The following is an 11,106-nucleotide window of genomic DNA, read 5'->3' as shown; positions in this document are numbered from 1 at the left end:
GTGACGATTTTCCTACCATCAGGGCTAAAAGTTGCGCTCCTGAGAGCATTTGTATGACCTTTTAGTTCGGTCAGAAGGTTACCTTGGAGATCCCATATCCGCGCTGTTTTATCAGCGGAAGCTGTGACAATTTTGCTACAGTCAGGGCTAAAATTCGCTGTATTGACATAATTTGTATGACCTTTTAATTCGACCAGAAGGTTACCTTGGAGATCCCATACCCGCGCTGTTTTATCAGCGGAAGCTGTGACAATCTTGTTACCATCGGGGCTAAAATTTGCACTATTAACTGGACTTGTATGTCCATTTAATTCGACGAGTTGGTTACCTTGGAGATCCCACACCCGTGCCATATTGTCAGCGGAAGCCGTGACAATATGGCTACCGTCAGGATTGAAATTCGCGCTATTGACATAGCTTGTATGCCCATTTAGTTCGACGAGTTGATTGCCTTGAAGATCCCACACCCGTGCTGTATTGTCAGCGGAAGCCGTGACAATCTTGTTACCATCGGGGCTAAAATTTNCACTATTAACTGGACTTGTATGTCCATTTANTTCGACGAGTTGATTGCCTTGAAGATCCCACACCCGTGCTGTATTATCAGCGGAAGCCGTGACAATCTTGTTACCATCGGGGCTAAAATTTGCACTATTAACTGGACTTGTATGCCCATTTAGTTCGACGAGTTGATTGCCTTGAAGATCCCACACCCGTGCTGTATTGTCAGCGGAAGCCGTGACAATCTTATTACCATCGGGGCTAAAATTTACACTATTAACTGGACTTGTATGTCCATTTAGTTCGACGAGTTGATTGCCTTGAAGATCCCACACCCGTGCTGTATTGTCAGCGGAAGCCGTGACAATCTTGTTACCATCGGGGCTGAAATTCGCACTCTTGACAGTATTTGTATGCCCTTTAAGTTCGACAATTTGATTACCTTGTAAATCCCACACTCGTGCCGTTTTATCATCGGAAGCAGTGACGATTTTGCTACCGTCAGAGCTGAAATTCACATTATTAACTGGACTTGTATGACCTTGTAAACGATTTTGCTCTGGTACGCGATAAATCGCTTGTTGCAAGATTGCTAAAACATCTTGTTTTAGCTCTTGCCAGTCCTGAGATCGATTGGAAATCTGCTTCAACTTGTCGCCAGCATTCAAAGCTAATAACAAGAATTCAATACCATGATTATCTAAAAAAGCAACCTTGGCATTGACAGCCTGAAGTTTTACATCTGCCAGTGCAATTTGCCCAATCGCTTTTTGCCTAGCTTCTTCCATCATAGAAACTTTTCTATTAGAGTCCAATACCACTAAACCTGCCATCCCAGCAGCGACAAGCATTACCGCCAAAACAAACGAACCAATCTGCACCCGCTTTTTGGCTTTCTGATTTGCCTTTTTGAGAATCTGATTTGCCTCTTCAGCTGTCTCTCGTGCCAGTCGTTCCACTTCAAGCTTGCGGTCTGCCTCTTGCTTTGCAACCTCCCGACTCGTAGTCAAAAACTGTTCATCCTCATCGCTTAACCGCTTCCCCTTCGCCCACGTCTCTGCATCCTCCAACGCCTGCCCCCGCAGTAAAAAAGCCTCTTTTTGTTCCTCACCTTCCTCTTGCCACGCCCTCAAAGCTTCAGCATAAAAAGACGGACGCAAATCTGCCAACGAGCGTTCCACCCATTGCTGATTAAACACCGCAGCATAGATGGGATTGTAAACCATCAACCTTCCATCTCGTTTGACGACCAAACCCGTCAACCGCAACTGCATCTGTTCGCTACTCTCATCCGCAATAATGCCGTCACTATCCAAAATCTGCTGATACAGCCCCAACAAGCGCCCCCGTCCGCGTTCGTCGCTTTGCAAAATCCTGTCCCTAATCGTCTTGAAATGCGGCGGCACATCTTGAGATTCCCAACGATCAATAGCTTTTGCAAACACAATTCGTTCCACCAACTCCTGTGGCGACAGCGATAAATTTGCTTCGCTCGCAATCAGATTCAATAGCTTTTGCGTCAAAAATGGCTGACCGCCCGTCCAAGCTAAAAGCGATCGCATTACAGCCTCTGGATCTCCGACCTTACCAACCAACCCTTGCTGTAAAGGTTCCGCCTCATGCAGTTGAAAACCGCTCATCTCCACCGCAAAACCAATATTAAACGTAGAGCGCTGCTTCCCCCGAATCAAGTCTGAGGGCGTGGTTACACCGAGCAGGGCAAAGGTAAGGCGATTGTAATTGGCATTTTGGGTGCGACTTTCATAGAACGAGCGCAACAAGATGAAAAAATCATCGACTTCAAATTTCAGGCTGAGCAGACTATCAATTTCTTCAACAAAAATGACGATCGGCTGCGAGATCTGTTCGAGCAAAATTTCCGTGATGAAGTCGTGAAAGCGTTGGACTGCGGAGATCGACTGCGCCTCTAAATCGCGCCACCATTCTCGAAAATCAAATTTTTCTGCCAGTTCAAAGGTGGTTACTAAGTTTCTGATAACACCTGCATACCACTGATCTTCTCGCAGTTGCGTACCAATAATCTGCGGATCGATCGTGGCGCAGGCAACCCCATCTTGCTGCAACTTTTGTATCGCCCTCACTCGCAAACTCGATTTGCCCATCTGGCGAGAGTTAAACACAAAGCAATATTCACCATTCTTGAGGCGATCGTAAATCTCGCGATCGGCTTGTCGCTCTACATAGGCAGGCGCATCGACAGCAAGACTGCCGCCAACTTGATATGTGAATGCGATCGAGTTACTCATAATGGTGGGTGATTGCCTGCTGCATAGAGAATACGGCGAAGATTGACTACTCCTTCACGATTTAGTTTGAGAAGCTCTACAGTTACTCTTCCTGTTGGCGTTAAACCAATGATTTCGCAGTAGTCATAATTCCAAGTAAAGTGGTCTTCCCATTTTTGTTGTCGAGGATGATAGAGATTTGTGATTTCAAGCGTAACAGGATCGAGTCCCTGAGTTTTCGTATGTTTATAGTTATTACATCCTTGACAGGCAAGAGCGAGATTATCGGATGAATTCGTGCCCTTTTTAGCGATCGGGATAATATGTTCGACAGAAAGATTTTGCATAGCAAAAATCTGTTGACTTTTGCAATATTCACAACATCCTTTTGCCCTTTCAGTGACAGTTCGTCTGAGTTTTCTACCAATTGGCTTAGAATTCATGATCCCTTTGGTTGAAGCTGAAATTCTTGAATCACAGCAGTTAGAGAAGTTTGGCGAAGTTTGGCTAACTCAGATATACGTTCGAGCCGTTTTACTTCCAATGCTTCAACGCGATCGCTCAGATCCAATAATTCTTGATATTCCTCATCAGTAATGATTTCAGCGCGGCGTTTGCTGATTAGTGTGTGATAACGCTCTTGGAGTTGGAGTGGAATACTTTGGTTAATTTGTTGAAGTAATAAGGATTGTTCTTTAGGCAGATTCGGGGCTTTGCGCTGTGATTTTACGCGAATTATTTGCGCTAACAGTTGCTCTAGCTCAGTTGAGTTTAGTTGCTCTACGGTTTGGATCAGTTGTTCAAAGGGAAGCTGAGCTTCGATTTTGATCTGGGTCATAATTTGGCTCGTTAGGTGATAGTCATAGGTGGTGTGTTAGGTCGTTGGCGGAACAACTGAAAAAATTGCATTGGGCGTTAGCTCGAGATTGGGAAAGGTCTGAGAAATAAGAGAATCGCCATCGGCAAACTCGGTTACGTCATACCATCCATCAGAAATTATCAGCACGGAGATCTTGGCTTCAAGCGGATCGACAATCCAATATTCTGGAATATCGCGCGCTGCATATTCAGTGCGTTTAGCCCGATAATCGGTGATTTTTGTGGAAGGACTCACCACTTCCACCACGAGCAAAGGTGGCGATAGGTCAAAGCCGATAACTGCTTCGCGTTCCTGTAAAGCCAGCCAATCATCGCGCTGCATCACCACCACATCAGGAATCCGCGCCGTATCGAGTCCAATACCACGGGGACAGCGCACCCCAATCTGACCCTGACGCGCAATCCAAGGTTGAGCGATTCGGTTGATTTCGGCATCGATCGCCCGATAAATCCGATCGATTACCTCGCCATGCTGCCCCGTCCCTATTGCCATTGGGATTAATTCTCCATCCACCAGTTCGTATTTTGTATCCGCATCATCAAAGTAGTTTAGATAATCCGCAAAACTAACTCTGTTTTTAGCAATGGCAATTGTCATAGGATTAGTCTCTGTTTATCACTGAACTTACACAGACAAATTACGCAGGCAAAGATTTGCGATTTGTACCATAATTTTCTACCTCAGTCTAACTTTTTCACTTCTGACATCAGGTTGGTATCGCTAAGCGATCGCGAAAATATTGACGATACAAGCTGCATCGCGGCGTCACATTGTTTTCGACCCGCACCACCAGCCCCATACTATCCAGTTTAAACGCTTCCTCTGCCCTCAACCGCACGGGGGTGTCAGAATTCACCACCGTTTGCATCGCTTTAGCCAAGTCAGCATGTTCTTCCAAGGTTCGCAAGAGACCGAGCAAATGGCTGCTATAGATTCCCGCCTCCGATGGCGATGTTTTGAGGAATTCATCTAACGAGAGATCGCCAGAGGCAATACGATAGAGCGCCGATCGCACCAAATAAGGATGACCACCAATTAACCCCATTAATTGACTAATCTCAGGCTCAGCCCAAGCCAACCCATGTTGCCCTACGAGGGTTTGCACCTGCGTTACCGTAAACTCGCCCAACTCGATCGGCAAGCCCACGTTAAACGGCGATTGATTGATATCCTTTTGAGCGTAAGATTCTTGCGAATGCACGATAATCAGACGCAGCTTGCGCCATAACGGCTTGATCCGAGAGCTTTCATACCAACCGCGCAGCAAGCCGCAAAAATCTACCTCAATATCGGGATACTTAAAGATGCGATCGAAATTATCTAAGGCAAGCACGAGGGGGCGATCGGACTCCGTTAGCAAATACTTTTCAAAATAGTCCGTACTATTGTCATTCGCACCAAAAATATCATCCCAATACTCATCCACCTTGACTTTGACATCGAGCTGTTTGCCCACAGACGCGCAAAACCACTGCATGTACTTATCGAGGTCGGCAAATAACTTTTGGTTTGCTTGCTCCAAATTCAAAGTCACCGTCCGATATCCTTGCTGCTTGGCGCGATCGAGAATCCGAATCATCAAAGATGATTTACCCATGCGCTGCGGCGACTTAATCCGTATCAAGGAGCCCGATTTACCGATTTCCTCATAGCAACGCTGCTCGTAGGGGGAATGGACGTAAAACGGCGAATCGATACTCACCTGTCCTTCGGGAGACTCTAAATGCAGGTTGGGCTGTTTTTGGGATTCTTGATTAGGAGGTTTCCCGTGAATGACAGTGGACTCATCTTCCAAATTTTGACCCAAAAACTTTTCGAGCGCTTGCAGGGCAGAGGTTGCATCCTCGTATCTCTGACGACAGTCGTAGCGCACCATGCGATCGAGAATAGCAGCAAGACCCGCTCGAATATCAATTACCACCTGATTCTCTGCCAGTTGCTTGCGACACAAAGCCCAACTATATTCGCCCGTGTAGTTGTCTTTGGGTAATTGCTTCGGACTTAATCCTGTCAGGGCTTGAAAGCAGAGCATTCCTACGGCATAGATATCGCTGCTAAAATTCGGCTGTCCAGCCATTTGTTCGTTGGGCATATACCCCGGAGAACCGATTGCCACGGTCAGGGTGCTGGTTTGTTCCGACGAGTTAGCAACTGGCTCGCTCACCTTTTTTACTGCACCAAAATCGATCAGGACGAACTTGCGATCGCTGCTGCGTCGGATTAAATTTGCGGGCTTGATATCGCGATGAATCACATTCTGTTGGTGCACGAATGCTAGAACGTGCAAAACATCTTGCAAAAGCTCGATGACTTTGGCTTCATCGAACCGCCGATCTGGAGCGATTTCTGCATCCAAGGCTTGACCTTCAATATATTCTTGGACGAGATAAAACTCACCATCTTGCTCGAAGTGCGCCATTAGTCGTGGAATCTGGTCTGTGCGATCGCCGAGTCGATATAGGGTCTCTGCCTCGCGATCGAACAGTCGCTTCGCAATTTGCAAGGTTTCAGGATCGTTCGCTCTGGGCTTGAGTTGCTTGACCACGCAAAGCGAACTGCCGGGCAAATGCGCATCTTTTGCGAGAAATGTCTGACCGAAACCGCCACCGCCCAGATGCTCGATCGTCTGATAATGTCCAGCTAATGTTGATGGAATCGCTTTGTCCATGATGCGTTTTTTGCGGCAACTTTCTATAACCTTAAATGATATTTAGCTAAAAAAAACCTTTCCCCAAAAGAAATTAATTTTTGCAGCTTCAAATCGGTTATGGATTGTTGGGTGTGGGCGCACATCCAAATTATAGGTCTAACGAAAATATTTACATCCACGTATCCAAAAGAGAAAAAGCGATCGCTAATGGTGTGAAAAATTATCAATCACTGACTAAAGTCTTGCAGAATTGAATCGACATCAATATCCCCCACCTCTAGACCCTTAAGCAAACCATTCACCACCGCCATATCAATTTCCGCGATCGCACCTTTCGCAATCATCTGACCCGCGATCGCCGCGCCCAATCTTTCAGTCAATCCAGCATATCGACCGCTTTCACCTGTGGGGCTTTGCACCTCATAAGTACCAGAAACCTGCGAAGTTCTAAGGGAATTATCGCCATTCCCATATTCCAACGCTGCCCGATCCGCCGCGATTGCCTCTTGAGTCCGTCGCGCCAAGGCTCCCGCCCGAAATTCTTTCGCCTTTTCGGTATTGATTAACTCAGAGAGTTTGTTCAGTCCAGCCTCGCTCCAACAGGTCTCACCATCAGGATTGTTGTTATCCCACAGCCCTGCGACTTGTTCCGCTTTTCGAGACTTAACCTGACGAACGGTTTCGGGCGCACATCCCAAAATCTCCGCGACTTCGCGATTTGAGTAGAACTTAGGCATGGTAATGATTTCAGACATGGATCGCGCTCCGTTACAAAAAGATGGAAACAGGATCGCATGGGTGTCACAGTCTAAGCAAGATTTGGATCGCGCTCCGTGACATTCTCTACATTATTGGGATCGGCAAGCGTTACAACGAGTTCGACCTCTGATGTTTGCGGTAATCCCACGGTCTTTCATAATCTCCATTCCATACGCCCAACCTCTTGGACTTTGCCTCAGATTCAGCAGAAGCGATCGCCTGTCGGTGAGGACAATTTTTAGAATATCGCTCGTAGTGGTAAGCCAACCCAGATCGAACCATCTCTGCATTGACGAATAACTGCTTGTCCCCCTTCACTACCTCCACTTCAGCAACCGTCCGACCGTAGCGATCGCGTTCGATCTCTGTAACTAAAACCCTGCCACCATTGATCGCCATCAGTTCCCTTAACTTTGCCCTTGACGCTTGTCCGAGGGGTTGAGATCGTTCGGGCGCATCGATACCGCAGAAACGGATTTTCACTTCCTCGCTATGGCAGCGAACTACAATCGTGTCGCCATCGCTGACTCTTTTAACTTCGCATGACTTTGCCAATCGTTTTACCGATCGCGCGATCGCCGCCGAATCTACTACGGGTTCAATTATCTCTTGCTGTCGATCGTGCCATACAAAAGCCGCTCCTGCAAGCGCGATCGCCACAACAATTCCTGCAATAAATTTCCGCCTCATTTTCGCTACCTAAGAAAAAAGCCTTAGCTCTTGCATAGACAGAAGCTAAGGGTATGATTGATGAATGAATGTTTTTCCTCGAAATCTCTTTTAAATCATTTCGAGGGTCTAAGCAATGTTTTCTAAGTTTTCTAAAAAATCTGCAAAGCCTATGGCTGCTTTGTTGAGCGTAGTTGCCATCGGCGGAACGATTAACATTCAAGCTGCGGGTGCGCTGACAGTTCAAAAAAATAGCGATGGCACGGCAATCCACGTCGGTGAGTTGCAGCCAAGTACGTCCACTGAGTTTATTTTTACTGGGGTAACGCAGACCAAATCGGTCGTATCGAATGGTTGCGGCGGACTCGTCCTCAAGGGGAATAACGCAGCTCCATTGCCCAGTTTGATTACCGTGAATGGAACGCAGATTGATATTTCCACGCTACCCCTTGGCTTGAAGCCTACTTGCTCGGGCGGTAGCTACAACGTGCCTCCAAGCGGAAATTTCAAAGTTTCCGCAACAGAGGTTTTCATCATCAACCAAACACCCAACGCTGCCATCCAAGTATCCTACGATGGCTCTACCGTGCGGCGGGTGACCTCCAATGCCTGCGGGCTGGCTAAGGTCTCAAAATCTGGAACCTTCACACCCAATGGAGCGTTTACCATTACTGGTCAATCTGGCAATTTCAATTTCAATAGTTTGCCTGTCGTGCAGAACCCTGACATCTGCAAGAATGGCGTTCTCTACCGCGCCGTAAACTAGTTCTCGTTCCCCTTCACCAACCTTTGGATGCGTCCGGCTTGCGCCCTCATTCTCGACCGAGTTTGAGCGGCGCTTATTTTTTTGCGATCGAATTCATTCAATCGCGCAATCTGCTCGATCGTCGAAGATTCTCCCATGCGATAGGCAATCTCGATTAATTTAGATCGTGCTTCCTCTCGTTTGACAATGGTGGTTTCGAGGTTTGCTTGGTCTTTCATTTGCTCGAACTGGATTAAAGCATCCAAAACCTTACCCGCGATCGCGATCGTCGCTTCGTTCTTCGCTTTTTCGAGTTGGCCCAACTTGATTTGCAGATCGGCATTAGCCTGATTGTTTTTTGTCTGATTCGCGTCGCTCAATGCCCTACCAGAAATTATCGTCGGCAAGGCTTCAAACAAAAGCCGCGAATCCAAACTCGCGCGAATTTCGCCCGGTGCTAGTGGCTTGGAATTTTGTAAAAGTATGGGTGCGATCGCCGCGACATAGGGCGTTATCGTCTCAAAGAAACTCCCCTGCCCTTGCACCTTCGCCAGCTTCACCGCTTCGCCAGCATTGGCAATCTGGATCTCGATCGCCTTCAGCTCGGGACTGTTTTTGATTGCTAAATCCTGCAACTGCCGCACGCATTCAGCACTCGCATCGAGGCAAGGCAAGTCGCCCTTAAGCAAAGCATCCTGTTCGGCATCCTCGCGATCGCTGAGTTTATCATCCAAATTCTCCCGATCCTGTGATGTATTCGCAGGATCGGTGGGTTCAGTCGGCTCTTTGGGGACTGTGGTTCTAGGGGAAGTGGCAGGAACAACAGGCTTTTTCTCAATTTGAATTATTGGGCTTGGTAATCGGTTCCCAGACGGGCTTGGCAACTTCAGATCCTTTGCTGTTTGGGCGTATGCGCCGATCGCCCCTATCGGCAACCCGAAACAGCAACTCAACATCCATGCGATTGTTCGTTTGCGAGACATACTTGATCCTCTTCACTTCTCCTGCATACTGGGCTTTGACTACCGATAGCTCGGTCAACTTATTGTCAACATCGGCGATTTTTTGTTTGAGGTCGGCGATTCTAAACTGCCGCTCTTGTTCGCCCCGCTGGTATTCTGCTAGGGATTTTTGATACTCGGCAAGCGATCGGTTTTGTTCCAGTGCGATGCGTACCTCGGCTTGCTCCGCCTCGTATTCTTTGAGCGATCGCCCCGATTTCTCGGTCTCCAGTTTGCCCAGTTCTAATTGCATATTCGTTTCTTCAACTTTGAGGGCTGCCTGCAACTCAGCTAACTTTTGTTGCTCGTGCGCCTCAACACCAGGGGGAAGATCTCGTGCGTTAAGCGTAGAAATTAGTTCGAGTTTTTTCTGTTGGAGCGAAACCCTATCCTCAGCAGCTTTGATTTTCAGCCTTTGCAGGTCGATGCTTGCTTCAGTCTGGGCGAAGCTTTGTTCTGGTAACCGAGGTACTTTCTTGATGGTGAGAGGCTCGATAGGTTTTGGTACTTCCAAGGAGAGCCGCTTGACCGCGCTTTCATACTCTGACTTTTGCAACAGCAGGCGATCGCGCTCCTCCTTGCGATCTGAAATTACTTGATTGACCTGTACGAAATCCCCTTGCTTTACCTTCAAGTCTGATGGATCGCCGATCGTCAGGGTCACTTTTAAAATCTTCGGCGAATCGCTTCCACTAGAACTAGCAGGGGGTTGACTAGGTTTAACTTCTGACTGAGCGATCGCATTGGAAATTGGCACCTTGCCACCGATCCAAAACCCAAAACTAACTCCCAAACAAATTGCGATCGTACCAGCGGCGAGTTGCGCTTTTGTAAACTTACGCTTGAGTTTACGCTTGGCATCCCTATGCTTTTCCAGCGTGGCAAGTGCCGAAGAGCGAATCCTCTCTCGAGCGCCATCATCGATCATTTTCTGAGCGATCGCTTCTCCCAACCGCTCGGGTAGATTGTCGTATCGGTTCATCGCTTCTTACCTTAATGATGAGTTTCCCATTCGTGATAAAACTGTCTAGAATTGGCTCTAGATTTTGCTTTTGAGCGTTTAAGAGTTCGATTTGCCCTCCTGATAATTTAAAAACGTTAAATTTTTTCTGTTCTAGGGGAAGCCTGAGCGTTTCGGCGTTATCCACCAATAAAGTGCCCGAAATAAAGGCATTGTCGGGAACTGTCTGTAACAGCTCAGAGACCAGTTGCTCTTTAGGCTCGACCTCGATCGCTTGAATAGATATTTTTTCACCAAGCCTTGTTTCTACGCTAGAGGGGCGGATCTGAGATTGCTCGGTCTTACCAATTTGGAACAGATCGCCGCGATCGTTTTTGGCAATTACTGTATTCTCGCTACCCGAGGCAATCACCTTAAATTCTTTGCCCTCAATCTTTTCAGAGGTAGCCGAATTCAGTCCCCACACTTTTACAAACACCTGTTGGTCCGAACCGTATTTTTTAAACACATCTGCCGCTGTGTCTGCCCCTTTAAAAAAAGTACGCTCGAAGATTTCTGTAAAACCGCCGTTGCTAATGGGAGCATCTCAATTAGGCACTGAGCAAATATACTTAGGGGCATAGAAATAACCGTTGAGGTAAGCACAACGATGCTTCAAGACTTGAGCAACATTGTGACGGTTCCATTGAGCACC

Annotated in this window: 11 protein-coding genes and 1 pseudogene; 1 reads left to right on the top strand and 11 read right to left on the bottom strand. The window is 47.3% G+C overall.

All coding sequences use genetic code 11. The features are described from left to right. The 8 genes and pseudogenes from ACP2WE_RS25460 to ACP2WE_RS25425 all read right to left on the bottom strand — a co-directional run. Nucleotides 1-525, bottom strand: a pseudogene (locus ACP2WE_RS25460) (WD40 repeat domain-containing protein); the annotation flags it as partial. 32 nt (nucleotides 526-557) lie between these two features. Further along, nucleotides 558-2,768, bottom strand: a 2,211-nt coding sequence (locus ACP2WE_RS25455) for an AAA-like domain-containing protein (RefSeq protein ID WP_425218325.1), incomplete at its 3' end; no start/stop codon positions are given. After that, nucleotides 2,765-3,190 (bottom strand): HNH endonuclease, encoded by a 426-nt coding sequence (locus tag ACP2WE_RS25450; protein WP_425218324.1) that lies wholly within the window; start codon nucleotides 3,188-3,190, stop codon nucleotides 2,765-2,767. The genes ACP2WE_RS25455 and ACP2WE_RS25450, both read right to left, overlap by 4 nt. Then, on the bottom strand, nucleotides 3,187-3,585 hold the full coding sequence (locus ACP2WE_RS25445; protein ID WP_425218323.1) for an STAS/SEC14 domain-containing protein: 399 nt from the start codon (nucleotides 3,583-3,585) through the stop codon (nucleotides 3,187-3,189). Before ACP2WE_RS25445 ends, ACP2WE_RS25450 begins: the two co-directional genes overlap by 4 nt. A gap of 36 nt (nucleotides 3,586-3,621) precedes the next feature. Then, complete coding sequence (locus ACP2WE_RS25440; RefSeq protein WP_425218322.1) at nucleotides 3,622-4,224, bottom strand: Uma2 family endonuclease; 603 nt, start codon at nucleotides 4,222-4,224, stop codon at nucleotides 3,622-3,624. 109 nt (nucleotides 4,225-4,333) lie between these two features. Beyond that, nucleotides 4,334-6,295 carry an AAA-like domain-containing protein gene (locus ACP2WE_RS25435; RefSeq protein WP_425218321.1) on the bottom strand — a complete coding sequence of 654 codons (1,962 nt, stop codon included), beginning with the start codon at nucleotides 6,293-6,295 and terminating at the stop codon, nucleotides 4,334-4,336. A gap of 209 nt (nucleotides 6,296-6,504) precedes the next feature. Continuing rightward, entirely contained in the window at nucleotides 6,505-7,032 is a 528-nt protein-coding gene (locus tag ACP2WE_RS25430; RefSeq protein WP_425218320.1) for a COG3415 family protein, read from the bottom strand. A 112-nt stretch (nucleotides 7,033-7,144) separates the two neighbouring features. Further along, nucleotides 7,145-7,726, bottom strand: coding sequence for a thermonuclease family protein (locus ACP2WE_RS25425; RefSeq protein ID WP_425218319.1), 582 nt, complete (start codon nucleotides 7,724-7,726; stop codon nucleotides 7,145-7,147). Nucleotides 7,727-7,841: 115 nt separating this feature from the next. Between ACP2WE_RS25425 and ACP2WE_RS25420 the strand changes: the two genes are divergently transcribed. Continuing rightward, nucleotides 7,842-8,471 (top strand): hypothetical protein, encoded by a 630-nt coding sequence (locus tag ACP2WE_RS25420; protein ID WP_425218318.1) that lies wholly within the window; start codon nucleotides 7,842-7,844, stop codon nucleotides 8,469-8,471. Here the strand turns inward: ACP2WE_RS25420 and ACP2WE_RS25415 are convergent. The 3 genes from ACP2WE_RS25415 to ACP2WE_RS25405 are packed head-to-tail and all read right to left on the bottom strand — an operon-like array spanning nucleotide 8,468 to nucleotide 10,890. Beyond that, nucleotides 8,468-9,334: a TolC family protein gene (locus tag ACP2WE_RS25415; protein ID WP_425218317.1), complete on the bottom strand. Its 867-nt coding sequence runs from the start codon at nucleotides 9,332-9,334 to the stop codon at nucleotides 8,468-8,470. The genes ACP2WE_RS25420 and ACP2WE_RS25415 overlap by 4 nt on opposite strands. Beyond that, the gene (locus ACP2WE_RS25410; RefSeq protein WP_425218316.1) at nucleotides 9,285-10,433 is read right to left on the bottom strand and encodes a hypothetical protein; all 1,149 of its coding nucleotides are present in this window, start codon (nucleotides 10,431-10,433) and stop codon (nucleotides 9,285-9,287) included. The genes ACP2WE_RS25415 and ACP2WE_RS25410 overlap by 50 nt, the downstream gene beginning before the upstream one ends. Next, nucleotides 10,369-10,890 (bottom strand): hypothetical protein, encoded by a 522-nt coding sequence (locus tag ACP2WE_RS25405; protein ID WP_425218315.1) that lies wholly within the window; start codon nucleotides 10,888-10,890, stop codon nucleotides 10,369-10,371. The genes ACP2WE_RS25410 and ACP2WE_RS25405 overlap by 65 nt, the downstream gene beginning before the upstream one ends. Nucleotides 10,891-11,106 lie beyond the last annotated feature (216 nt).

The organism is Tumidithrix helvetica PCC 7403, from assembly GCF_965232925.1.
In the GTDB taxonomy this organism is placed as follows: Bacteria; Cyanobacteriota; Cyanobacteriia; order Pseudanabaenales; family Pseudanabaenaceae; genus Tumidithrix; species Tumidithrix helvetica.
Note: the sequence above shows the minus strand (reverse complement) of the source record. Positions and strands in the feature narration are given on the sequence as shown.

Bases quoted from the DNA above. Each gene is read 5' to 3' on its own strand.
- ACP2WE_RS25420 (WP_425218318.1), top strand. From the start codon at position 7,842: ATGTTTTCTAAGTTTTCTAAAAAATCTGCAAAGCCTATGGCTGCTTTG.
- ACP2WE_RS25440 (WP_425218322.1), bottom strand. From the start codon at position 4,224: ATGACAATTGCCATTGCTAAAAACAGAGTTAGTTTTGCGGATTATCTA.
- ACP2WE_RS25425 (WP_425218319.1), bottom strand. From the start codon at position 7,726: ATGAGGCGGAAATTTATTGCAGGAATTGTTGTGGCGATCGCGCTTGCA.
- ACP2WE_RS25430 (WP_425218320.1), bottom strand. From the start codon at position 7,032: ATGTCTGAAATCATTACCATGCCTAAGTTCTACTCAAATCGCGAAGTC.
- ACP2WE_RS25410 (WP_425218316.1), bottom strand. From the start codon at position 10,433: ATGAACCGATACGACAATCTACCCGAGCGGTTGGGAGAAGCGATCGCT.
- ACP2WE_RS25450 (WP_425218324.1), bottom strand. From the start codon at position 3,190: ATGAATTCTAAGCCAATTGGTAGAAAACTCAGACGAACTGTCACTGAA.
- ACP2WE_RS25445 (WP_425218323.1), bottom strand. From the start codon at position 3,585: ATGACCCAGATCAAAATCGAAGCTCAGCTTCCCTTTGAACAACTGATC.
- ACP2WE_RS25435 (WP_425218321.1), bottom strand. From the start codon at position 6,295: ATGGACAAAGCGATTCCATCAACATTAGCTGGACATTATCAGACGATC.